Genomic DNA, 23,693 nt, shown 5'->3' with positions numbered 1-23,693 from the left:
GTCAGACCCGCCCGGCGATGCCGAGCACGGGCTCGAACAACCACTCGATCAGGCGGCGCCGGTCGAGCAGCACGTCGGCCTCGAGCTGCATGCCGGGCGCGAGAGCCTGCGCCTGGCCATACGCCGACACGCTCTGCGCCGCGAGCGTCACGGTGATGCGGTAGAGCGGCTCGCCGCCGCGGCTGAGTGCGCCCGGCAACGCCAGCCCGGCCAGCTCGGCGGCCTGCAGCGGCGAGCGCGACACCTGCACCACCTCGCCGGCCTGCTGCCCGAACTTCTGGTACGGGAAGGCCTGGTAGCGCATTTGCACCGGCTGGTTCGCTCGCACGAAGCCGACCGCGCTCGACGGGGCGTACAGGTAGGCCTGCAGCTTGGCGCCGGCCGGCAGCAAGCTGGCGAGCGCGACCCCGGGCGTGACCGTCTGCCCCGGTTCTGCCAGCACGGCGCTGACCATGCCGTCCTGCGGCGCGCGCACCACGATGCGACGGCGGGCTTCCGTTTCCGCGGCCTGTTGCGCCAGGGCCTCCAGGTCACGGTCGATCGCGCCGCGTGCGGCCTGCGCCTGCAGCGGGAGCTCGCGGCGCTGCGCCTGCAGGGCGGCAATCTCGCGCAGGCGTGTGCTGCGCTGGCGCTCGAGCGCCTGCAGCTGGGCCCTGACGTTCAGCACCTCCTCGGCCTTGGCGCGGACCTGCGCGGAGGAGACGAAGTTGTCGTTGCGCAGCGATTCGAACTGGGACTGCGCCTGCTGCGCGAGCGCCAGCCGCTGCATTTGCAGCTCGGTCTCCAGCTTCATCGAAGCCACCTCGCGCTGCATGTCCTCGACCTGGCGATCGAGCGCGGCGGCCTGGTTCTGCTGCAGCAGATCGCGCTGGTGCGCGGTGCCGCGCAGACTCGCACTGCGCGCCGCGATGCTCGATTGCACGGCGCCCTGCGTGTCGCCACTGGGCGTGGCCTGGCTGACGTCGAGGACGAACAGCACGTCGCCGCGGCGCACTGATCGGCCCTCGGCGACGTGGCTCTCGATCACCATCGCCGACTGTGGCGCCATCAGCCGGATGAGCCCGCGATCGGGCACGAGATAGCCGGCCACCCGCGCCTTGCGGGTGTACTCGCCCAGCACCAGATAAGCGCCCACGGCCAGTGCCGCGACGAGCGCGAGCGTGGTCAGCGCCGCGAGCGAGACCGGCCGGATCAGCTGGATGCTGCCGAGCCAGTCGCGTTCGCGGTGTTCGAGGACCTCGGTGCGGAACAGGCCGGCCACCGCCGCGTCTTACCAGCCGCCGCGCGGCGCCTGCACGGACGTGTCGGTCGTCGTGAGCGTCGAGTCGGCGGTCGCCGACCAGCCGCCACGTGGCGCGAGACCGCCGCCGACGAGGCGCAGGTCGGCCGGCGCGAGCTCGACCGGTGCGGCCAGGCCGGACTTGTCGGCACTGCGGCGCGCGGCCGTGTTGAGGGTCAGATCGGCGTGAGTTTTGGTTTGCATGACAGGACTCCGAGAGGTTGGCTGATGCGCTCAACGCGCACGGAGACCATTGCAGCAGAGCGCCGTGAAACGGGTAACTGTCAAGTCTTACAGGGTGGGGCTTGACGCCACAGGCGCCCGCCGGCATGCGGAGCCGGCCGCCCGGGGGCTACCGCGTCAGCGCAGCAGGCCCAGCCGCAACGCCTTCAGCACCGCCTGGTGCTTGTTGACGCACCCCAGCTTGTGGGTCGCGTTGTTGACGTGCAGCGACGCCGTCCGCTCGGTGATTCCGAGCACGTGGCCGACTTCCCACGCCGTCTTGCCTTCCATCGTCCAGCGGAGCGATTCGAGTTCGCGCGGCGTCAGTGAAGGCAGCGCCGGATCGGCCGACGCCGGGATCAGGATGCGGGCGGCGGCATCCTGCGCATGCACCGCGAAGAGTTGCAGGTCGGCCACCATGCGGGTCAGTTCGGCCGGATCGTCCGGCACCGGCCGATCACGGTCGACGCCGAGCAGGAAATGGCGCCCTTCGGGCATGTGCAGTGCCAGGCTGATGCCGTTGCAATAGCCGAAGCGGGCCATCTCCTCCCACAACTCGCCGGCGCCCTTGCCCACGTACGTGGCCTGGTCCCAGATGATCGGCACGCTCTGGCGCTTGCAGTGCTGCATGACCGGATCGCGACGCCAGCTGTCCGGGTCCTCGAACGATTCGCGGTAGGCGCCGGGCGTGTTGTCGACCGTGATGAACTCGGCCTCGCCCAGCATGTGGTCCAGCACCAGCGTGGCGGAAACAGTTTCGAAGCCAAGCCGCCGGGTGAACGACACAAGCTCATCCTTGAACTCGTCGCGATCTCGACTTTTCAGAACCTCGGAGAAGCCACCTTGGAGCATGACGACACTCAGGCCCGCACGCGCGTCGGGTCACACACCGGCAAAACACCGGTGCGCAACCTGTAAACGTTGACAGATGGCAGGCAACGAATCTGTTGCCACACTCTGGACATCATTCAATCACTCTCGAAGAGGTTCGATCATCGACCCGACCACGCTGTCCGCGGCCATGACTCCCGCGTGGATTGTCTACTCTTGGACACCCGTATTGTGGCAGGCCGCCTCGGCACCCCAGCTTCATCTGGTGCACCTGGGCACCCGCGTGTTGACATTTGGCGACGACGACTGCCCCTGCAGTGGCCAGACGCTGTGGGGCGACCAGAATGAGCGCCATGCCGCCGGCGTGGCATGGGACTGGATCGAGGTGCGGCATGGCGTCGTCGCGATGTCCGACCCCCTGGGGATGATCACCAACCTGCGGCTGCTCGATGCGCAGGGCGACGTCATGACCCAGACCCAGGTGGCCGTTCACCTCCATCCCCTGGTGCACGGGCTGCCATGGCAGACCGAGGTTCAACGCGCCCTTGGGAAGCCGTCCTGAGCGTGATTCGTGACACCGATCGAAATGAAAGTGACGCGAATTGCCATCAGTATTTACCCGATATCTCCGCAACTTCCCGCCCGCGAATGGCCAGAACCGAATACCCTGCGGACTCAGTTCGAGCAGCGGCGCGCAGACGTCGTTTTCGATACGAACCGTCGTTGGAGCCATGAAGGAATACCGCCTCGTCGCCTGGCCGCAGTTGCGGCCGCCATTCGATCGCATCGCCTATCGGCGCATGTTGAGCGACATGTCGCATCGTCACATGACGCTCGCCCAGCTCGCCGAGTGCAGCGGCATCCGCCGCCACGAGGTGCGTGCGTTCCTCGAGATGCTCGAAGGCCGCGACCTGATCGCCACACGCGATGCGCTCGTGCCCGATTCGCTGTTCGGCTCGCTGCGCCCGCTGGGCGGCTGGCTGCGCCGTGCGTTGGCGGCGACTCAGCCGCCCCCGGAGCGCTGACCACGCCACCCCTCAGTCGACCAGCAATCGGTACCCGACGCCCGTCTCGGTGATCAGGTGGCGCGGCCGGGCCGGATCGGCCTCGAGCTTCTGGCGCAAATTGGCCATGTAGACCCGCAGGTAGTGGGTTCGATCCCCATGCGCGGGGCCCCAGGTCTCGCGCAACAGGGTCCGGTGCGTCAGTACTCGTCCCGCATTCGCGATCAGCACCCCGAGCAGCCGGTACTCGATCGGCGTCAGGTGGACGACGTTGTCGCCGCGCCGCACGCGACGGGTCGTGAACTCGACCGTCACATCGCCGAACACGAACGTCGATTCGCTCGCATCGGCCCCCTGCCGCTGACGGCGCAGCGCCACGCGGACCCGCGCCATCATCTCGCCGACGCCGAAGGGCTTGGTCAGGTAATCGTCGGCCCCCGCGTCGAGCGCCGCGATCTTGTCGGCCTCGTCGGTGCGCGCGGACAACACGATCACCGGCACCTGCGACCAGGCGCGCAGGTCCCGCAGGAAATCGACGCCGTCGCCGTCGGGCAGGCCGAGGTCCAGGACGATCAGATCGGGCCGCCGCGTGCCGGCCTCGCTCAGGCCGGGCCCGAGCGCATCCGCCTCGAAGACCTGCCAGTCGTGCGCCTCGAGCGCGGCCCGCACGAAACGGCGGATCTGCGGTTCGTCCTCGACGATCACGGCCACGGGACGGCTCGGGTTCATGCGGGCTCGCCCTCCTCGCCCGGCGGCGCCTCGGGCGCCGCGCCGAGCGGCAGCGTGAAGCGGAAGTGCGCGCCGGGGCGGGCCGCGCCCGGGGCGGAATCCGGCGGTTGCTCGACCCCGATGCGCCCGCCGTGCGCCTCGACGATCGCGCGACAGATCGCCAGCCCGAGCCCGACGCCCGGCGTGTGCGACTCCCGCACGCCGCGGGTGAACTTGTCGAACAACCGGTCCGCCGCGCCGGCCGGGAGACCGGGGCCGTCGTCGCTCACCGTGACGACGAAATCGGGCGCGGCCACGTGCGCCGCGATGGTCACCGTGCTGCCGGCCGGCGTGTACTTCGCGGCGTTCTCCAGCAGGTTGGCAATGACGCGCTCGATCAGCACCGCGTCGATCTCGACCAGCGGCAGGCCGGGCGCGAGTTCCACCCGCACGTGGTGGCCCGCCAGCGCGCTCTCGACCGACTGCACTGCGGTGCCGACGACCTCCTCGATCGGCAGCCACTCGCGCTTGAGCTGCACCGTGCCACTCTGCAGGCGCGCCATGTCGAGCAGCTTGTCGACCATCGCATTCATGCGCCGCGCCTCGATGCTCAGCGCCTGCGCGATCTCGCGCGGCTGCGGCGGCAGCGGCGGGGTGCTGGCGGCCAGCGTGTCGGCCAGGCCGTACAGCGCGGCCAGCGGCGTGCGCAGGTCGTGCGAGAGCGCGGACAGCAGCGAGTTGCGCAGCCGCTCGGTCTCGATCTGCAGCGTCGCCTGCTGCGCGACCTCGACGTAGTGAACGCGCTCCAGTGCGATCGCCGTCAGCACCGCGAAGGTCTCGAGCTGGCGCCGCTGCTCGGGAACCAGCAGCACGCGCGCTTGCGCGGGACGCAGCGCCAGAACGCCCCGCGCCCGCATCGGTGCCTGCAACGGCAGATAGCGCCAGGCGCTGCCGGGCAAGGTGTCCGTGCCCAGCCCCGCCGGCTCGCCATGGTCGAGCGCCCACTGCGCGGTGCCGAGGTCGAGCGCCGCGTCGTCGGTCGTCGCGGACGCCGGCATCTGCAGGCAGTCCGCGGCGTCGAGCAGGAACACGTGCGCGGGGCCGCGGAATTCGCGGGCCACCGCGCGCTCGGCGATCTCCACACACTGTTCGGTCACCAGCACGCTGGACAGATCGCGCGCCACCTCGAACAGGGCTCGTGAGCGCGACTCGCGCAGCGTGGCCACGCGGGCCTGCGCACGCAGCCCGGCCGTGAGCTGGCCGGTGACCAGGCCGACGACAAGCATCACGCCGAACGTGAGCAGGTACTGGACATCGCTGACCGCGAACGACAGGCGCGGCGAGACGAAGAAGTAGTCGAATGCCGCCACGTTCAGGAACGCCGCCAGCACCGCCGGCCCGCGGCCGAACCTGACCGCGACGCCGACGACCGCGAGCAGGAACAGCATCACGATGTTGGCGAGATCGAAGACCGGCGCGAGCGGCGTCGCGATCAAGGTGGTCGCGCCGCAGGCCGCAGCCGCCCAGAGGTAGCCCGCGACGGATCGTGGCGTGACCGATTCGTCGCCGCGTGCGTCGCGCGGCGCGCGCCGGACGGCGGCTCCGCGGCCGGCACCCACCTCGACGAGATCGAATTCCGGCGCCAGCGCCGCCAGCCGACGCCCCAGCGCCTCACGCTGCCACCAGCGGCGCGGTGCGTTGTGGCCCATCACCAGCTTGGACAGGTTGTGATGGCGCGCATGCGCGGCCAATGCCTCCGGCACGTTCTGCGCCGACAGCACGGCCGTGGTGGCACCGAGCTCCTCGGCCAGCTGCACGGTGCGAAGGATGCGGTCGCGGTCGGCCGCCGGCAGGCCCTGCAGCGCCGGGGTCTCCACGTACACCGCATGCCAGCTGACCGCGAGCTGTTGCGCCAATCGGGCCGCGCTGCGCACGACATGATCGTCCCCGTCGCGCGGGCCGATGCAGCACAGCAATGCCGCCTCGGTCTTCCAGACCGGCGCGATCGACGCCTCGACCCGGTAGGCCTGCACGTCGCCCTCGACGCGATCGGCCGTGCGACGCAGCGCCAGCTCGCGCAACGCCATCAGGTTGCCCTTGCGGAAGAAGTTCTGCGCCGCGCGTTCGGCCTGCGGCGGGAGGTAGATCTTGCCGGCGCGCAGCCGGCCGATCAGCTCGTCGGCCGGCGTGTCGACCAGCACCACTTCGTCGGCCCGGTCGAACACCTTGTCGGGCAGCGTCTCGTGGACACGGATGCCGGTGATGCCGCCAACCACGTCGTTCAGGCTCTCCAGGTGCTGCACGTTCAGGGTGGTGTACACATCGATGCCGGCGGCGAGCAGCTCGTCGACATCCTGCCAGCGCTTCGGGTGGCGCGAGCCGGCGACGTTGGTGTGGGCCAGTTCGTCGATCAGGATCAGTGCCGGTCGGCGCCGCAACGCGGCGTCGAGATCGAATTCGGGCAGCTCGCGCCCGCGCCAGGCACGCAGCATCGGCGGCAGCACGTCGGTCCCTGCGAGCTGCGCCGCCGTCTCGGCGCGGCCGTGCGTCTCCACCACGCCGGCCACCACGTCGACCCCGCCGGCCTTGAGCTGGCGGCCGGCCGACAGCATCGCGAAGGTCTTGCCCACGCCCGCCGAGGCGCCGAAGTAGATGCGCAGCCGGCCGCGCTCCGCGCGCACTTCCCGCGCCTGAAGCTGCTGCAGGAGGTGATCGGGATCGGGCCGCATCCCGTCCATTGTCGGCCTGCGCTCAGCGTTTTGCTGCGGCGAGCGCCAGGTTCAGCGCCAGCACGTTGACGTGCGGCTCGCCCAGGAAGCCGAGCCGGGACGACTCGGCATGCGCCGCGATCAGCGCCTCGACCTGTGCCGGCGGCCATCCGCGCGCGCGCGCCACGCGCGCCGCCTGGTAGCGCGCCGCGGCGACGCTGATGTCCGGGTCCAGCCCGCTGGCCGAGGCGGTGACCAGGTCGACGGGCACCGCCTGCGCGTTCTGCGGATCGGCGGCCCGCAGCACGGCGATGCGCGCCTTGACGGCGTCCAGCAGCGCCGGGTTTGTCGGTCCCAGGTTCGAGCCGCCGCTGTTCGCCGCGTTGTAGGGCGTCGGCGACGTGGCGGAGGGGCGAGGCCAGAAGTTGCGCGGATCGGCAAACGGCTGCCCCAGCAGCGCCGAGCCAACGATCCGCCCGTCGCGCGCGACGAGACTGCCGGCCGCCTGCGCCGGAAACACGCCCTGCGCGAGCGCGGTGACGACCAACGGATAGACCACCCCGGTCACGACACTGAGCAAGAAGAAGAGCACGAGGACCGGGCGAACGATGGCGGACATGGTGGATCTCCGATCTCAGAACAGGTGGGTCGCGGCGAGCGCGAGGTCGATCAGCTTGATGCCGATGAACGGAACGACCAGGCCGCCCAGGCCATACACGAGCACGTTGCGACGCAGCAGCGCCGACGCTCCGATCGCGCGGTAGCGCACGCCCTTCAACGCCAGCGGGATCAGGAAGACGATGACGACCGCATTGAAAATCACGGCCGCGAGGATGGCCGACGACGGGCTGTGCAGGCGCATCACGTCCAGCGTCTCGAGCTGCGGGTAGGTCGTCGCGAACGCGGCCGGGATGATCGCGAAATACTTCGCCACGTCGTTTGCGATCGAGAAGGTGGTCAACGCGCCGCGGGTCATCAGCAGCTGCTTGCCGGTCTCGACGATCTCCAGCAGCTTGGTCGGGTTGGAGTCGAGGTCGACCATGTTGCCGGCCTCCTTCGCGGCCTGCGTGCCGGTGTTCATCGCCACCGCGACATCGGCCTGCGCGAGTGCCGGGGCGTCGTTGGTGCCGTCGCCGGTCATCGCGACCAGGCGGCCCTCGCCCTGGTACTTGCGGATCAGCGCGAGCTTGGCCTCGGGCGTCGCCTCGGCAAGAAAGTCGTCGACCCCGGCTTCGGCCGCGATCGCGGCGGCCGTCAGCCGGTTGTCGCCGGTGATCATGATGGTGCGGATGCCCATGCGCCGGAGTTCGGCGAAGCGCTCCTTGATGCCGCCCTTGACGATGTCCTTGAGCTCGACCACGCCGAGCGCGCGGGCGCCGTCGGACACCACCAGCGGGGTGCTGCCGCGCCGAGCGACGTCGTCCGCGGCGGCCTGCACGGGCGCCGGCCAGCGGCCGCCCAGCGCCTCGACGTGGCGGCGGATCGCGTCGCCGGCTCCCTTGCGGATCTGGCGCGGCCCATCGGTCGTTGCGAGGTCGACGCCGCTCATCCGCGTCTGCGCCGTGAAGGGCACGAAGCTCGCCCCCAGGCTCGCCATCTCGCGCTCGCGCAGGCCGAACAGCTGCTTCGCGAGGACGACGATGCTGCGGCCCTCGGGCGTCTCGTCGGCCAGCGACGCGAGCTGGGCGGCGTCCGCGAGCGCCGCATCGGTCACGCCCGGCGCGGCGACGAACGCCGACGCCTGGCGGTTGCCGAGCGTGATCGTGCCGGTCTTGTCCATCAACAGCACGTCGACGTCGCCGGCGGCCTCGACCGCGCGGCCCGAGGTCGCGATCACGTTGGCCTGCATCATGCGGCTCATGCCGGCCACGCCGATGGCCGAGAGCAGCGCACCGATGGTGGTCGGGATCAGGCACACCAGCAGCGCGATCACCGCCGTGACCGTCACCGCCGACCCTTGCCTCGCCGTCGCCACGCTGAAGATCGACATCGGCAGCAGCGTCACGACGACGACCAGGAACACGAGGGTCAGGGCGACCAACAGGATGTCGAGCGCGATCTCGTTCGGTGTCTTCTGGCGGCGCGCGCCCTCCACCATCGCGATCATCCGGTCCACGAACAATTCGCCCGGGTTGACGGCGATGCGCACCACCAGCCAGTCCGACAGCACGCGTGTGCCGCCGGTGACGGACGAGAAGTCGCCGCCCGACTCGCGGATCACCGGGGCCGATTCGCCGGTGATCGCGCTCTCGTCGACCGAGGCGACCCCCTCGACCACCTCGCCGTCGAGCGGGATCACGTCGCCTGCCTCGACCAGCACCACGACCCCAACGCGCAACTCGTCCGCCCGCAACGGAATCCATGCGGACCCGTGACGCGGCTCGAGCAGCTTCTTGGCGATCACGCTGCGCTTCATGCCGCGCAGCGATGCCGCCTGCGCCTTGCTGCGACCTTCGGCCAGCGCCTCCGCGAAGTTCGCGAACAGCACCGTGATCCACAGCCACGCGGCGATCGCGAGCACGAAGCCGGCCGCGGCTGCGCCTTCCGAGGCGGCGCCCGGCCCGAACAACGCCTGGGCGCCGATCAGCGTGGTGACGATGCTGCCGAGGTAGACGACGAACATGACCGGGTTGCGCCATTGGACGCGCGGACTCAGTTTGCGCAGCGCGTCGCCGAGCGCCGGCCTCACCAGCGCCGGGTCGAACAGCGCGAATGAACGGGACGGGTTCACCGCATGCATGCCTGATGGATGGTGGCTCATCGCGGCGCTCCCTGCATGACGTGCTCGACGACCGGGCCGAGCGCGAGCGCCGGCACGTAGTTCAACAAGCCGACCAGCAGAACCGCACCGATCAGCAGCGCGACGAACAGCGGTCCATGCGTCGGCAGCGTGCCGGCCGTGACAGGCAGCCGCTGCTTCGCCGCGAGGCTGCCGGCGATGGCGAGCACCGGCACGATCACCGCGAAACGACCGACCGCCATCGCGACCGCCAGCACGACGTTGTAGAACGGCGTGTTCGCGGACAGGCCGGCGAACGCGCTGCCGTTGTTGTTCGCGGCCGAGCTGAACGCGTAGAGGATTTCGGAAAAGCCGTGCGGCCCGGGGTTCGCGATACCGGCCCGGCCGGCCTCGACGCTGACCGCCAGCGCCGTGCAGCCGAGCACGAGGATCGGCGTGACCAGGATCGCGACCGAGGTCATCTTCATCTCGAAGGACTCGATCTTCTTGCCCAGGTACTCGGGCGTGCGGCCGATCATCAGCCCGGCGATGAAGACCGCGAGGATCGCGAACACCAGCATCCCGTACAGGCCCGAGCCGACGCCGCCGAACACGACCTCGCCGAGCTGGATCAGGGCGAGCGGCACCGCGCCGCCCAGCGCGGTGAAGGAGTCGTGCATCGCATTCACGGCACCGCAGGATGCCGCCGTGGTGACGACCGCGAACAGCGTGCTCGCATTGATGCCGAAGCGCGCCTCCTTGCCCTCCATGTTGCCGCCTGGCTGAAACGCGGAGGCCGACTGATCGATGCCGAGCCCCGTGAACTGCAGGTTGCCTGCCTGCTCTGCGGGTGTGGCGATCAGCACCGCGGCGACGAACAGCGCCGTCATCGCCGCGAGCACCGCCCAGCCCTGCCGCATGTCGCCGACCAGCCGGCCGAACGCGAAGACCAGCGCCGCCGGGATCAGGAAGATCGCCAGCATCTGCAATCCATTGGCGAGCGCCGTCGGGTTCTCGAAGGGATGCGCCGAATTGGCGTTGAAGAACCCGCCGCCGTTGGTGCCGAGCAGCTTGATCGCCTCCTGCGAGGCGACCGGGCCCATCGCGATATGTTGCATGCCGCCTTCCAGCGTCCTGACGTCGCGGTAGGCGTCGAAGTTCTGGATCACGCCCTGGCCGACCAGCACCAGCGCGAACACCAGCGACAGCGGCAGCAGCAGGTAAAGCGTGACGCGTGTCAGGTCGGCCCACACATTGCCGACGGCACCTGTCGAGCGCGCAGCAAAGCCGCGGATCAACGCGAACGCGACCACGATGCCGCTCGCCGCGGACAGGAAATTCTGCACCGTCAGCGCGAGCATCTGGGTCAGGTAGCTCATCGTCGTCTCGCCGGCGTAGCCCTGCCAGTTCGTGTTGGTGACGAAGCTGATCGCGGTGTTGAACGCCGAATCGACGCCGATGCCGGGCAGCGCCTGCGGATTGAGCGGCAAGGCACCCTGCAGCAGTTGCAGCGCGAAGACGACGACCATGCCGAGCGCATTGAACGCGAGCAGGCCCATGGCATACGGCTTCCACCCCGCCGGCGCAGCGACGTCCACGCCCGCGAGCCGATAAAGGACGTGCTCGGCGCGCACCAGCGGCGCGAGCCACGCCGGCATTCGCCCGTCCGCGAGCAGGGCAATCCAGCGGCCGGGCGGCCACGCGATCGCCGCGAGCACAGCGAGAAAGACCACCAGCTGGGTCCACGCCGAGGCGTTCATTCGACACCGACCTTTCGAGACACTTCCATGCCTCGAATGGTGGCGACGGCCGCGTCAAATCGGTGTAGAGACTGCGCCGAGGCGCGTCAAGAAAGCATCAAGACCGGCCGCGCTCGCGCGTCGGTCAGTGCCCTTCCTTGGCGTGGTTGATCGTGTACTTCGGAATCTCGATCGTCACATCCTGGTTCGACAGGATCGCCTGGCACGACAGACGTGAATTCGGCTCCAGGCCCCACGCGCGGTCGAGCAGGTCTTCCTCGGCCTCGTCCATCTCGCCGAGCGACGCCAGGCCCTGGCGCACGACGACGTGGCAGGTGGTGCAGGCGCAGCTCAGCTCGCAGGCGTGCTCGATGTTGATGTGATGGTCGAGCAGCGCCTCGCAGATCGACGTGCCGCTCGGCGCCTCGATCTGCGCGCCGTCGGGGCAGTACTCGGCGTGCGGCAGGATCTTGATGATGGGCATGGGGACGATTCTCTTCAGAGCTGGTCGACGCGCTTGCCGGCAAGCGCGACGCGGATGCTGCGGTTCATGCGCTCCGCCGCGAAGGCTTCGGTGCCCTTGGCGAGCACCTCGACGGCCGCGTCGATCGCGTGGTGGTCGGTGCCTTCGCGGCTGGCCTGCAACGCGACGAGCAGCGCCTCGACCTCGTCGCGTTCGGCCGCCGACAGCAGATCGCCATCTGCCGCGAGCGCCGCACGCGTCGCGAGCAGCATGCGCTCGGCTTCGACCCGCGACTCCCGCAGGCTGCGCTCGACCATGTCGGCCTCGGCCGTGCTGAAGCTCTCGGTCAGCATTCGCGCGATCTCCTCGTCGGCCAGGCCGTAGCTCGGCTTCACGGTGATCGCGGCCTCGACGCCGGAGGTTTCCTCGCGTGCGGTGACGTTCAGCAGACCATCGGCATCGACCGCGAAACTGACGCGCACCCGGGCCGCGCCGGCGACCATCGGCGGAATGCCGCGCAGCTCGAAGCGCGCCAGCGAGCGGCAGTCGCTGACGACCTCGCGCTCACCCTGCACGACGTGGATCGCGATCGCGGTCTGGCCGTCCTTGAAGGTGGTGAAATCCTGCGCGCGGGCGGTCGGGATCGTGCTGTTGCGCGGGATAATGCGTTCGACGAGGCCGCCCATGGTCTCGAGGCCGAGCGACAGCGCGATCACGTCAAGCAGCAGCAGTTCGTCGGCGCCGGCGTTGCCCGCCAGCGCGTTGGCCTGGATGGCGGCGCCGAGCGCGACGACTTCGTCGGGGTTCAGGTTGGTCAGCGGCGTCTGGCCGAAGAACTCGCCGACCGCCGCCTGCACCATCGGCATGCGCGTGGAGCCACCGACCATCACGACGCCCTTGACCTCGGCCTTGTCGGTCTTCGCATCGCGCAGCACCTTGCGCACCGCGGCGAGCGTCTTCGCGAGCAGCGGCTGCGCGATGGACTCGAACTGGGCGCGGGTGACCCGCACCGCGAGCTCGCCGCCGGCCAACGGGCACGCCAGCGTCGCATGGTCGGCGGCCGAGAGCTTCTCCTTCGCAGCACGCGCGGCGACAAGCACGGCGCGCTTGTCCTGCGGCGTCTGCGCGTCGAGCTTCGCCTCGGTCAGCGCCCACGCGGCGAGCGCGGCGTCGAAGTCGTCGCCGCCGAGGGCCGAGTCGCCGCCGGTCGCGACCACCTCGAACACGCCGGCAGTCAGCCGCAGCAGCGAGATGTCGAAGGTGCCGCCGCCGAGGTCGTAGACCGCGTACAGGCCTTCCGAGCCATTCTCGAGGCCATAGGCGATCGCAGCGGCGGTCGGCTCGCTGATCAGCCGCAGCACGTTCAGGCCGGCGAGCTGCGCGGCGTCCTTCGTCGCCTGGCGCTGCGCGTCGTCGAAGTAGGCGGGCACGGTGACGACCGCGCCGAACACCTCGTCGTCGAAGGTGTCCTCGGCACGGTATCGCAGCGTCGCGAGGATCTCGGCCGAGACCTCGACCGGCGACTTGATGCCGGCGACGGTGCGCATCTGCACCATGCCCGGCGCGTCGACGAACTCGTACGGCAGCTTGTCGCGGCCCTCGATGTCGTCGATCCCGCGGCCCATGAATCGCTTCATCGAGACCAGCGTGTTGCGTGGATCGACAGCCGCTTCGGCCAGCGCGACCGCGCCGATCTGGCGCTTGCCGTCGGCGAGATAGCGTACGGCGGACGGCAGGATCACGCGGCCGTGTTCATCGGGCAGGCATTCGGCGACGCCGTGACGAACCGCCGCGACGAGCGAGTGCGTGGTGCCGAGGTCGATGCCGATCGCGATGCGGCGCTGGTGCGGATCGGGTGCGCCACCAGGTTCGGAGATTTGCAGGAGAGCCATCGGGCTATTGTCCCAGCGCTTCCAGGCGCTTATCGATGTCGTGCGCAAAGCGCTCGCTGAACATGAGGGCTCTGACCTGCTGTGCGGCGGCGGCGTAATCGTGGCGTTCGTCGAGCGTGGCCTGCAGCGTCGCCAGGGCCGACTTGCCATGCGACGACACCTCGTCGGCCAGCGCCTCGACCTGCGCCAACGTCGCCGCATCGTCGAGCGCCTCGCGCCATTCCATCTGCTGCATCAGGAACGCGGCCGGCATCGCGGTGTTGTTCTCGGCCTCGATCGGCGCGCCGTTCAGTTCGCACAGGTACGCGGCGCGCTTGACCGGGTCCTTCAGGCGCTGATAGGCCTCGTTGACGCGCACCGCCCACTGCATCGCGATGCGCTGGGCGGCGGCGCCCTCGGCCGCGAACCTGTCGGGATGGACCTCGCCCTGCAGGGCACGCCAGCGCGCATCCAGCGCGGCGCGATCCAGCGCGAAGCGCGGTGCGAAGTCGAACAGTTCGAAGTCGGTGCTGGCGAGGTTCATGGGCATCAACAAAAAGGCGCGACCATGGCCGCGCCTTTGCAAGCGGATCGACGGCTCAAACGCGGAACGATTCGCCGCACCCGCAGCGGTCCTTCTCGCGCGGGTTGTGGAACTTGAAGCCTTCGTTCAGACCCTCGCGGACGAAATCGAGCTCGGTGCCGTCGATGTAGGGCAGGCTCTTCGGGTCGACCAGCACCTTGACGCCGTGGCCTTCGAAAACCGTGTCTTCGGGCGCGAAGTCGTCGGCGTACTCGAGCTTATAGGCCAGGCCCGAGCAACCCGTTGTCTTGACGCCCAGCCGCACGCCCACACCCTTGCCACGCTTCGTGATGTAGCGCGAGACATGGCGAGCCGCGGCTTCGGTGAGGGTGACTGCCATGACGTTCAGTGCGCTTTCTTCGCCTTGTAGTCGTTCACCGCCGCCTTGATCGCGTCTTCCGCCAGGATCGAGCAGTGGATCTTGACCGGCGGCAGCGCCAGTTCCTCGGCGATGTGGGTGTTCTTGATCGTCAGTGCCTCGTCGAGCGACTTGCCCTTGACCCACTCGGTGACGAGCGAGCTCGACGCGATCGCAGAGCCGCAGCCGTAGGTCTTGAACTTGGCGTCCTCGATCAGGCCCGTCACCGGGTTCACCTTGATCTGCAGCTTCATCACGTCGCCGCAGGCCGGCGCGCCGACCATGCCGGTGCCGACCGAGTCGTCGCCCTTGTCGAACGAGCCGACGTTGCGCGGATTCTCGTAATGCTCGACCACTTTTTCGCTGTATGCCATGTCGTACTCCTAGTGCTCAGCCCACTGGATGGTGCTGATGTCGATGCCTTCCTTGAACATGTCCCACAGCGGGGACAGTTCGCGCAGCTTGGCCACGCGGTCCTTCAAGGTCGTGATCACGTAATCGATTTCCTCGACCGTCGTGAACCGGCCGATCGTCATGCGCAGGCTGCTGTGCGCGAGTTCGTCGCTTCGGCCGAGCGCGCGCAGCACGTAGCTTGGCTCCAGGCTCGCCGACGTGCAGGCCGAGCCCGACGACACCGCGATTCCCTTGATGCCCATGATCAGCGACTCGCCTTCGACGAAGTTGAAGCTCATGTTGACGTTGTGCGGCACCCGCTGCGTCGGGTGGCCGTTCAGGAACACCTGCTCGATGTCCGACAGGCCGTCGATCAGCCGCTGCGACAGCATGCGGATGCGCTCGCGCTCCGCACCCATCTCGAGCTTGGCGAGCCGATAAGCCTCGCCCATGCCGACGATCTGGTGCGTCGCCAGCGTGCCCGAGCGCATACCGCGCTCGTGGCCGCCGCCGTGCATCTGCGCCTCGATCCGCACGCGCGGCTTGCGCCGCACGAACAGCGCGCCGATGCCCTTCGGGCCGTAGGTCTTGTGCGAGGCCAGGCTCATCAGGTCGACCGGCAGATTGGCCAGGTCGATATCGACCTTGCCGGTGGCCTGCGCCGCGTCGACGTGGAAGATGATCCCGCGCTCGCGGCACATCTTGCCGATCGTCGGGATGTCCTGGATCACGCCGATCTCGTTGTTGACGAACAGCACCGAGATCAGGATCGTATCGGGACGGATCGCCGCCTCCAGCTTCGCCAAGTCGACCAAACCGTCTTCCTGCACGTCGAGGTAGGTGACCTCGAAACCCTGGCGCTCCAGCTCGCGCATCGTGTCGAGCACGGCCTTGTGCTCGGTCTTCAGCGTGATCAGGTGCTTGCCGCGGGTCTTGTAGAACTGCGCCGCGCCTTTCAGCGCGAGGTTGATCGACTCGGTCGCGCCCGAAGTCCAGACGATCTCGCGCGGATCGGCCCCAACCAGCGCCGCCACCTGCTCCCGCGCCTTCTCGACCGTGGCTTCCGCCTCCCAGCCCCACGCATGGCTGCGCGACGCCGGGTTGCCGAAGTGCTCGCGCAGCCAAGGAATCATCGCGTCGACGACGCGCTGGTCCACCGGCGTCGTGGCGCCGTAGTCCATGTAGATCGGGAAGTGCGGGGTCATGTCCATGCGAGTTCGTCCCGGCGGCGCGGTGCGAGACCGCGCTGCCCTGCCTTCGAAATTACTTGTTGAACGCCGCGCCGAGCGCGAAGACGCTGTTAGGCGCGGTGATCTTGATCGGCTTGACGACCGGCTGCGTCGAGATCGCGCGCTTCACCGGGTGCTCCTCGATCGACACGCCCTTCGCGAGCTGCTCGTCGACCAGCTTGCGCAGCGACACCGAGTCGAGGAACTCGATCATCTTGGAATTGAGGCTCGCCCACAGGTCGTGCGTCATGCAGCGGCCCGAGTCTTCGCCCATGCAGTTTTCCTTGCCCGCACAGCCGGTGGCGTCGATCGGCTCGTCGACCGCGACGATGATGTCGGCGACCGTGATCTCCTCGGCCTTGCGGCCGAGCGAGTAACCGCCCCCCGGGCCGCGCGTGCTCTCCACGAGCTCATGGCGGCGCAGCTTGCCGAACAGCTGCTCCAGATACGACAGCGAAATCTGTTGCCGGCCACTGATCGCGGCCAGTGCGACGGGGCCGGTGTGCTCGCGAAGCGCGAGGTCGATCATGGCGGTCACCGCAAAACGGCCCTTGGTGGTCAGACGCATTGAATTTCTCCTTAGCCTGTGTCGGCGGTTGGGGCTGCAAAATGGCCTCTCCGACTCGCTCGACGCCCGGTCTCGGCGGGGCAACCGCTGATTCCGAGTAGTTTCGTCAAGTATAGCCGAAGCTGACAAATTCGGTCTGGATTGGCCGCAGAAGTTCCCTTGACGCAGGTGCGGATTTGGGGCATCCGGGAGCGCTCTGGTCAGCGCCCTCCGGCCAGGGGCACCACGTTGTCGGTGCCAGGGGCGCCGAACGCCTGTTCGCGCAGGTGCGCCAGCTGGTCGCGCACGCGCGCGGCCTCTTCGAATTCGAGGTTGCGGGCGTGGTCGAGCATCTGCTTCTCGAGCAGCTTGATGCGCTTGCTCAAGTCCTTCTCGCTCAAGGCCTCGATCGCGGCCGCTTCGGTGACCGACTTCAGGTCGTCCTTCGCGCCCTTCTCGCTGTAGACGCCGTCGATCAGATCGCGCACCTTCTTGACGACGCTGCGCGGTGTGATGCCCTCGGCCGCGTTATGGGCGATCTGTTTGGCGCGACGGCGCTCGGTCTCGTCGAGTGCCTTGCGCATCGACTCGGTCACCTTGTCGGCATACAGGATCGCGCGGCCGTTCAGGTTGCGCGCTGCGCGGCCGATGGTCTGGATCAGGCTGCGTTCCGAGCGCAGGAAGCCTTCCTTGTCGGCGTCGAGGATCGCGACCAGCGACACCTCGGGAATATCGAGGCCCTCGCGCAGCAGGTTGATGCCGACCAGCACGTCGAAGGTGCCGAGCCGCAGGTCACGCAGGATCTCGACCCGCTCGACCGTATCGACGTCGCTGTGCAGGTAGCGCACCTTCACGCCGTTGTCGGCGAGGTAGTCGGTCAGCTGCTCGGCCATGCGCTTGGTCAGCGTCGTGATCAGCACCCGCTCGTTGATCTCCACCCGGTCCCGGATCTCCTGCAGCACGTCGTCGACCTGGTTGGTCGCGGGGCGCACCTCCACCTGCGGGTCGATCAGGCCGGTCGGCCGCACCAGCTGCTCGACAGTCTGGCCCGACGTCTCCTTCTCGTAGGCCGCGGGTGTCGCCGAGACGTACATCACCTGGCGCATCTTCTTCTCGAACTCCTCGAACTTCAGCGGCCGGTTGTCGAGCGCGCTCGGCAGCCGGAAGCCGTACTCGACCAGCGTGGTCTTGCGCGCGCGGTCGCCGTTGTACATGCCCCCGAACTGGCCGATCAGCACGTGGCTCTCGTCCAGGAACATCAACGCGTCGGCCGGCAGGTAGTCGACCAGCGTCGGCGGCGGATCGCCCGGCTTCGCGCCCGACAGGTGCCGGGTGTAGTTCTCGATGCCCTTGCAGTGGCCGACTTCCTGCAACATTTCCAGGTCGAACCGAGTGCGTTGCTCGAGTCTCTGCGCCTCGACCAGCTTGCCGTTCTTCACCAGCTCGTCGAGCCGCTCGCGCAACTCGGCCTTGATCGTGTCGATCGCGCTCACCACCCGCTCGCGTGGCGTCACGTAATGGCTGCTCGGGTAGACCGTGAAGCGCGGGATCTTCTGGCGGATTCGGCCGGTCAGCGGGTCGAACAGCTGCAGCGACTCGATCTCGTCGTCGAACAGCTCGATTCGAATGGCGAGCTCGGAATGCTCCGCCGGGAACACGTCGATCGTGTCGCCACGCACGCGGAAGGTGCCGCGCGAGAAGTCGACCTCGTTGCGGGTGTACTGCATGCGGATCAGGTGCGCGATCACGTCGCGCTGACCGAGCTTGTCGTGCACGCGCAGCGTCATCACCATCTGGTGGTAGGCGCTCGGGTCGCCGATGCCGTAGATCGCCGAGACGCTGGCGACGATGACCACGTCGCGCCGCTCCATCAAACTTTTCGTGGCGGACAGGCGCATCTGCTCGATGTGCTCGTTGATCGACGAGTCCTTCTCGATGAACAGGTCGCGCTGCGGCACGTAGGCCTCGGGCTGGTAGTAGTCGTAGTAGCTGACGAAGTACTCGACCGCGTTCTTCGGGAAGAACTCGCGGAACTCCGCGTACAGCTGCGCGGCGAGCGTCTTGTTCGGTGCGAACACGATCGCCGGCCGGCCCATCTGCGCGATCACGTTGGCCATCGTGAAGGTCTTGCCCGAGCCGGTCACGCCGAGCAGCGTCTGGAAGCTCAGGCCGTCGTTCAGCCCCTCGACCAGGCCCGCGATGGCGGTCGGCTGGTCGCCCGCCGGCGGGTACGGCTGGAACAGCTGGAACGGCGAATCGGGGTAGGTGACGAACCGGCCTTCGGGCTCGGCGGCAGGAACGGTGGGATCGACGACTTCGGACAGCTCGGCCATGGCAGATAAAATCTCGTGGTTTTCCCTGTCGGGCAACCGGACAGGTTAACGGAAACGCAAACGCTTCTCTACTGACAAGGACGGACCATGTCTACCCTCTTCGCCGCCGTTGAAATGGCGCCACGCGACCCGATCCTGGGCCTGAACGAGCAGTTCAACGCCGACCCGAACCCGGCCAAGGTCAACCTGGGCGTCGGCGTCTACTTCGACGACAACGGCAAGCTTCCGCTGCTCGAATGCGTGCAGGCTGCGGAGAAGATGATGATGGAAGCGCCGAAGGCAAGGGGTTACCTGCCGATCGACGGCATCGCCGCGTACGACAAGGCGGTCCAGGGCCTGGTCTTCGGCGCAGACAGCGAGGCCGTCAAGGCCGGCCGGATCGCGACCATCCAGGCGCTCGGCGGTACCGGCGGCCTGAAGGTCGGCGCCGACCTGCTCAAGCGCATGAACCCGGCTGCCAAGGTGCTGATCAGCGACCCGAGCTGGGAGAACCACCGGGCGCTGTTCGAGGGGGCCGGCTTCGTCGTCGAGCAGTACCCGTACTACGACGCCGTCAGCCGCGGAATCAACTTCGACGGCATGCTCGCGGCCCTGAACGCGGCCCCGGCCGGCACGATCGTCGTGCTGCACGCCTGCTGCCACAACCCGACCGGCTACGACATCACCACCGCGCAGTGGTCGCAAGTGATCGCCGCAGTCAAGGCGCGCGGCCTGGTGCCGTTCCTCGACATGGCCTATCAGGGCTTCGGCGAGGGCATCAAGGAGGACGGCGCGGCGGTCGACCTGTTCATGGCCGCCGGGATCGCGTTCTTCGTCGCGACCAGCTTCTCGAAGAGCTTCTCGCTGTATGGCGAGCGCGTCGGCGCCCTCAGCGTGGTGTGCGACTCCAAGGAAGAGGCCACCCGGGTACTGAGCCAGCTCAAGCGCGTCATCCGCACCAACTACTCCAACCCGCCGACCCACGGCGCCCAGGTGGTCGCCCTCGTGCTGACCACGCCGGCGCTGCGCGAGATGTGGGAGGGCGAACTCGCCGCGATGCGCGTGCGCATCAAGGAGATGCGGGTGGCGTTGCGCGCGAAGCTCGAGGCCGCGGGCCTGAAGCAGGATTTCAGTTTCATCACGCGCCAGAAAGGCATGTTCAGCTACTCCGGGCTGGCCAAGCCGCAGATGGAGCGGCTGCGCAACGAGTTCGGCATCTATGGGGTCGATTCCGGCCGGATCTGCGTGGCGGCGCTCAATTCGCGAAACATCGACGCCACTGTGGCGGCGATCGCCCAAGTCTCGGCCTGAAGCGTGGAGAACGCCCCTGAATGGGGCGCTGATTCGGGTTTGACCCCGCGAGCGGATGCTGCAAGATCGTGCGTGCGCGCCTAGAATGCTGCGTTGCACAAATGCTTTTTGCCGCATGCCCGCGGGCGTGCGCCGAATCACTCACCAGGCCACGAGATGCTGTATCAGCTCTATGAAACGCAGCGCGCGCTGCTGAGCCCCTTCGCCGAGTTCGCCAGCGCGACGTCGAAGCTCTACAACCATCCGCTGTCGCCGTTCGCGCACACCCCCGGTGCGCAACGCGTCTCGGCCGGGCTCGACTTGATGCACCGGCTGTCCAAGGAATACGAGAAGCCCGAGTTCGGCATCAACTCGGTCAAGGTCGACGGCGTCGACGTGGCGGTGCAGCAGCAGGTGGCGATCGAGAAGCCGTTCTGTCGCCTGCTGCGCTTCAAGCGCTTCACCGACAACGTCGGCGTGCTGACGCGGCTGAAGGACCAGCCGACCGTGCTGGTGGTGGCGCCTTTGTCCGGCCACCATTCCACGCTTCTGCGCGAGACCGTGCGCGAACTGCTGAAGGACCACAAGGTGTTCATCACCGACTGGACCGACGCCCGGATGGTGCCGAAGGACGTCGGCCCGTTCCACCTCGACGACTACATCGCCTACGTGCAGGAGTTCATCCGCCATATCGGTCCGGACGTCAACGTCATGTCGGTCTGCCAGCCCACCGTGCCGGTGCTCGCGGCGATCTCGCTGATGGCCAGCCGCGGCGAAGCCACGCCGCGCACGATGACGATGATGGGCGGCCCGATCGACGCCCGCAAGAGCCCGACTGCCGTCAACAACCTGGCGACCAACAAGCCGTACGAATGGTTCCAGAACAACGTGATCTACCGGGTGCCGACCAACTTCCCCGGCGCCGGGCGCGCGGTGTACCCGGGCTTCCTGCAGCACACCGGTTTCGTCGCGATGAACCCGGACCGGCACCTCAGCTCGCACTACGACTACTTCCTCGACCTGGTCCGCGGTGACGACGACAGCGTCGAATTCCACCGCGACTTCTACGACGAGTACAACGCCGTGCTGGACATGCCCGCCGAGTACTACCTCGACACGATCAAGACCGTGTTCCAGGATTTCGCGCTGGTCAACGGCACCTGGAAGGTCGCGGGCGAACTGGTCAAGCCGCAGGACATCGAGACCACCGCGCTGCTGACGATCGAAGGCGAGCTCGACGACATCTCCGGCGCTGGCCAGACCCGCGCCGCGCACGACCTGTGCACCGGCATCCCCAAGACTCGACAGTTTCACTACGACGCCGTCGGCGCCGGCCACTACGGCATCTTCTCCGGTCGCCGCTGGCGCGAGAAGATCTACCCGCGGGTGCGCGATTTCATCGCCAGCCACCAGGCCGCTGACGCCAAGCAGGCGGCCAAGACCGTGGCCGCGAAGCCTGTGGCGCGCGCCGCTGCCGCCAAGCCGGCCGCCCGCAAGCCGGCCAGCAAGAAGGCGGCGCGCTCGGCACGATGAGCATGCCGGCCGGCGCGCTCGACCAGCTCGCGCAAGCCCTGGACGACGCGCTGCCGCAGACGCAGTGCACGCGTTGCGGCTTCCCGGATTGCCGCGGCTATGCCGCGGCGATGGCCGCGGGCGACGCGCCGATCAACCAGTGCCCGCCGGGCGGGACGGATGGCATCGAGCGGCTGGCCCGACTCACCGGGCGCGCGGTGCTCCCCCTGTCGGCCGCTCATGGCGCCGAGGCACCGCGACTGCTGGCCGTGATCGACGAGGACTGGTGCATCGGCTGCACCTTGTGCCTCGAAGCCTGCCCGGTCGACTGCATCGTCGGCGGGCCCAAGTCGATGCACACCGTGATCGATGCGCTGTGCACCGGCTGCGAGCTGTGCGTGCCCGCCTGCCCGGTGGACTGCATCGCGCTCGTGCCGGCCAGCGGCGCGCGCACCGGCTGGCAGGCCTGGAGCGACGCGCAGGCACAGACCGCCCGGCAGCGCTATGCGTGGCATGCCGAGCGGCTGGAGCGTGACGAGCGCGAGCGCGCCGAGCAACTGGCGGCCCGGGCGCCGAACCGCGGCAACGCACGGCCATGAAAGTCGCCGACATCGAGCCGTTCTTCGCGACCCTGAAGGCCGCGAACCCCGAGCCCGAGACCGAGCTCGAATACACCAACGTGTTCGAATTGCTCGCCGCGGTGCTGCTGTCGGCGCAGGCCACCGACGTCGGCGTCAACAAGGCGACGCGCCGGCTGTTCGCTGTCGCCAACACGCCCGCGAAGGTGCTCGCGCTCGGCCTCGACGGGCTGACCGAGCACATCCGAACGATCGGCCTGTACCGCACCAAGGCGAAGAACCTGCTCGAGACCTGCCGGCTGCTGATCGAGCGCCATGGCGGCCGCGTGCCGGGCGAGCGCGAGGCGCTGGAAGCGCTGCCCGGCGTCGGGCGCAAGACGGCCAACGTGGTGCTGAACGTCGCGTTCGGCCTGCCGACGATGGCGGTCGACACGCACATCTTCCGGGTCTCGAACCGCACCGGGCTCGCCCCGGGTCGCAGCCCGCGTGAAGTGGAGGACCAGTTGTTGCGGCGCGTGCCACCGGCTTACCTGGTCGACGCGCACCACTGGCTGATCCTGCACGGACGCTACGTCTGCCAGGCCCGCCGACCGCTGTGCGAGCAGTGCGCGGTCACGCGCTGGTGCGACGCGTTCCCGGCGATCGCCCAGGGTCGCGTCGCCGCGACATGCGCACAGAGATCGCCCGCGCCGAGCGCGGTTCGCGGTCGATAATCGGCACATGCCGGACCAACCTGCCGACCTGCAGACCATCTCGGGCCGCCTCGAACGCGGCGAGATCGACAGTGCGCAATACCTGGAACAGCTGATGCGCTTCGTCGCTGCGCAGATCGGCTGCACCCGCGCCGGCTTGCGCCTGTTCATCGACACGCCCGCAGGCCGCGCGCTGCGCAGCGTGGCGATGTACGACGCCGCGCAGGACCGCATGGTCGGTGCGGCGGACATCGTGCACGCCGGAAGCGACCCCTACCTCGAGCGTCTGCAGCACGAAGGCAACGTCACCGCCAGCGACGCGGCGATCGACCCCGTCACGGCCGGCGTGCTGCGCGAGTACGTCGCGGACAACGCCATCGTCTCGCTGATGGACATGAGCTTCTCGGTCAACGGCGTGCTCTTCGGCACCTTCAGTTGCGAGCAGCTCGACAGACGGGTGGAATGGACCCAGCGGCAGCTCCAGTCGCTGCGCAAGATCGCTTCGCGCGCCAGCCTGACCCTGATGCACGTCGTCAACGCATCGGTCGACACGACCCCCGGCGCGCTGTGGGAGACGAGCACGCCGAACCGGCTGGCGACGATGCCGATGCCGCTGGACCTGCCGCCCGAGTAAGCGCGGCGCGGCGGTCCCGCG

Annotated in this window: 23 protein-coding genes; 7 read left to right on the top strand and 16 right to left on the bottom strand. The window is 68.5% G+C overall.

Annotation, left to right across the window (positions count from 1 at the left end):
- Position 1: 1 nt before the first annotated feature.
- From ACWH49_RS20975 to ACWH49_RS20965, 3 genes are all read right to left on the bottom strand, one after another.
- Complete coding sequence (locus ACWH49_RS20975; RefSeq protein WP_448173229.1) at positions 2–1,261, bottom strand: HlyD family efflux transporter periplasmic adaptor subunit; 1,260 nt, start codon at positions 1,259–1,261, stop codon at positions 2–4.
- Between the two features lie 9 nt (positions 1,262–1,270).
- Complete coding sequence (locus ACWH49_RS20970) at positions 1,271–1,483, bottom strand: hypothetical protein (RefSeq protein ID WP_448173228.1); 213 nt, start codon at positions 1,481–1,483, stop codon at positions 1,271–1,273.
- Positions 1,484–1,639: 156 nt separating this feature from the next.
- Positions 1,640–2,353: an autoinducer binding domain-containing protein gene (locus tag ACWH49_RS20965; protein WP_448173227.1), complete on the bottom strand. Its 714-nt coding sequence runs from the start codon at positions 2,351–2,353 to the stop codon at positions 1,640–1,642.
- A 76-nt stretch (positions 2,354–2,429) separates the two neighbouring features.
- Between ACWH49_RS20965 and ACWH49_RS20960 the strand changes: the two genes are divergently transcribed.
- A complete protein-coding gene (locus ACWH49_RS20960) occupies positions 2,430–2,894 on the top strand; it encodes a hypothetical protein (protein WP_157615759.1) in 465 nt (154 codons plus the stop codon).
- Between the two features lie 169 nt (positions 2,895–3,063).
- Positions 3,064–3,357: a hypothetical protein gene (locus ACWH49_RS20955; protein ID WP_448173226.1), complete on the top strand. Its 294-nt coding sequence runs from the start codon at positions 3,064–3,066 to the stop codon at positions 3,355–3,357.
- 12 nt (positions 3,358–3,369) lie between these two features.
- Here ACWH49_RS20955 and kdpE read toward each other — a convergent pair whose 3' ends face one another.
- From kdpE to uvrB, 13 genes are all read right to left on the bottom strand, one after another.
- A complete protein-coding gene (gene kdpE / locus ACWH49_RS20950; protein ID WP_448173225.1) occupies positions 3,370–4,065 on the bottom strand; it encodes a two-component system response regulator KdpE in 696 nt (231 codons plus the stop codon).
- A complete protein-coding gene (locus tag ACWH49_RS20945; RefSeq protein ID WP_448173224.1) occupies positions 4,062–6,782 on the bottom strand; it encodes a DUF4118 domain-containing protein in 2,721 nt (906 codons plus the stop codon). Before ACWH49_RS20945 ends, kdpE begins: the two co-directional genes overlap by 4 nt.
- A gap of 13 nt (positions 6,783–6,795) precedes the next feature.
- Positions 6,796–7,371: a potassium-transporting ATPase subunit KdpC gene (gene kdpC, locus ACWH49_RS20940; RefSeq protein ID WP_448173223.1), complete on the bottom strand. Its 576-nt coding sequence runs from the start codon at positions 7,369–7,371 to the stop codon at positions 6,796–6,798.
- Positions 7,372–7,386: 15 nt separating this feature from the next.
- Positions 7,387–9,513: a potassium-transporting ATPase subunit KdpB gene (gene kdpB, locus ACWH49_RS20935; RefSeq protein ID WP_448173222.1), complete on the bottom strand. Its 2,127-nt coding sequence runs from the start codon at positions 9,511–9,513 to the stop codon at positions 7,387–7,389.
- Positions 9,510–11,231: a potassium-transporting ATPase subunit KdpA gene (kdpA, locus tag ACWH49_RS20930; protein WP_448173221.1), complete on the bottom strand. Its 1,722-nt coding sequence runs from the start codon at positions 11,229–11,231 to the stop codon at positions 9,510–9,512. The genes kdpB and kdpA overlap by 4 nt, the downstream gene beginning before the upstream one ends.
- Before the next feature lie 124 nt (positions 11,232–11,355).
- Positions 11,356–11,694 carry an ISC system 2Fe-2S type ferredoxin gene (gene fdx / locus ACWH49_RS20925; RefSeq protein WP_056468556.1) on the bottom strand — a complete coding sequence of 113 codons (339 nt, stop codon included), beginning with the start codon at positions 11,692–11,694 and terminating at the stop codon, positions 11,356–11,358.
- Between the two features lie 14 nt (positions 11,695–11,708).
- Complete coding sequence (gene hscA / locus ACWH49_RS20920) at positions 11,709–13,565, bottom strand: Fe-S protein assembly chaperone HscA (RefSeq protein WP_448173220.1); 1,857 nt, start codon at positions 13,563–13,565, stop codon at positions 11,709–11,711.
- Positions 13,566–13,569: 4 nt separating this feature from the next.
- Positions 13,570–14,088: a Fe-S protein assembly co-chaperone HscB gene (gene hscB / locus ACWH49_RS20915; RefSeq protein ID WP_448173219.1), complete on the bottom strand. Its 519-nt coding sequence runs from the start codon at positions 14,086–14,088 to the stop codon at positions 13,570–13,572.
- 55 nt (positions 14,089–14,143) lie between these two features.
- Positions 14,144–14,467 carry an iron-sulfur cluster assembly protein IscA gene (iscA, locus tag ACWH49_RS20910; RefSeq protein ID WP_056468547.1) on the bottom strand — a complete coding sequence of 108 codons (324 nt, stop codon included), beginning with the start codon at positions 14,465–14,467 and terminating at the stop codon, positions 14,144–14,146.
- Positions 14,468–14,472: 5 nt separating this feature from the next.
- Positions 14,473–14,859 carry a Fe-S cluster assembly scaffold IscU gene (gene iscU, locus ACWH49_RS20905; protein WP_056468544.1) on the bottom strand — a complete coding sequence of 129 codons (387 nt, stop codon included), beginning with the start codon at positions 14,857–14,859 and terminating at the stop codon, positions 14,473–14,475.
- A 9-nt stretch (positions 14,860–14,868) separates the two neighbouring features.
- Complete coding sequence (locus ACWH49_RS20900; protein WP_448174376.1) at positions 14,869–16,083, bottom strand: IscS subfamily cysteine desulfurase; 1,215 nt, start codon at positions 16,081–16,083, stop codon at positions 14,869–14,871.
- A 58-nt stretch (positions 16,084–16,141) separates the two neighbouring features.
- Positions 16,142–16,675, bottom strand: coding sequence for a Fe-S cluster assembly transcriptional regulator IscR (iscR, locus tag ACWH49_RS20895; protein ID WP_056468539.1), 534 nt, complete (start codon positions 16,673–16,675; stop codon positions 16,142–16,144).
- A gap of 200 nt (positions 16,676–16,875) precedes the next feature.
- Entirely contained in the window at positions 16,876–18,987 is a 2,112-nt protein-coding gene (gene uvrB / locus ACWH49_RS20890) for an excinuclease ABC subunit UvrB (RefSeq protein ID WP_448173218.1), read from the bottom strand.
- A gap of 87 nt (positions 18,988–19,074) precedes the next feature.
- Here uvrB and ACWH49_RS20885 point away from each other — a divergent pair, with 87 nt between their 5' ends.
- The 5 genes from ACWH49_RS20885 (at position 19,075) to ACWH49_RS20865 (ending at position 23,672) form a co-directional block, all read left to right on the top strand.
- Entirely contained in the window at positions 19,075–20,277 is a 1,203-nt protein-coding gene (locus ACWH49_RS20885) for an amino acid aminotransferase (protein WP_448173217.1), read from the top strand.
- Between the two features lie 156 nt (positions 20,278–20,433).
- Positions 20,434–21,789, top strand: coding sequence for a polyhydroxyalkanoate depolymerase (locus tag ACWH49_RS20880; RefSeq protein WP_448173216.1), 1,356 nt, complete (start codon positions 20,434–20,436; stop codon positions 21,787–21,789).
- Positions 21,786–22,367, top strand: coding sequence for an electron transport complex subunit RsxB (gene rsxB / locus ACWH49_RS20875; RefSeq protein ID WP_448173215.1), 582 nt, complete (start codon positions 21,786–21,788; stop codon positions 22,365–22,367). Before ACWH49_RS20880 ends, rsxB begins: the two co-directional genes overlap by 4 nt.
- A complete protein-coding gene (gene nth / locus ACWH49_RS20870) occupies positions 22,364–23,059 on the top strand; it encodes an endonuclease III (protein ID WP_448173214.1) in 696 nt (231 codons plus the stop codon). Before rsxB ends, nth begins: the two co-directional genes overlap by 4 nt.
- A 7-nt stretch (positions 23,060–23,066) precedes the next feature.
- Positions 23,067–23,672, top strand: coding sequence for a GAF domain-containing protein (locus ACWH49_RS20865; protein ID WP_448173213.1), 606 nt, complete (start codon positions 23,067–23,069; stop codon positions 23,670–23,672).
- The last annotated feature ends 21 nt before the right edge of the window (positions 23,673–23,693 follow it).

This window comes from Rhizobacter fulvus, from assembly GCF_964020785.1.
Note: the sequence above shows the minus strand (reverse complement) of the source record. Positions and strands in the feature narration are given on the sequence as shown.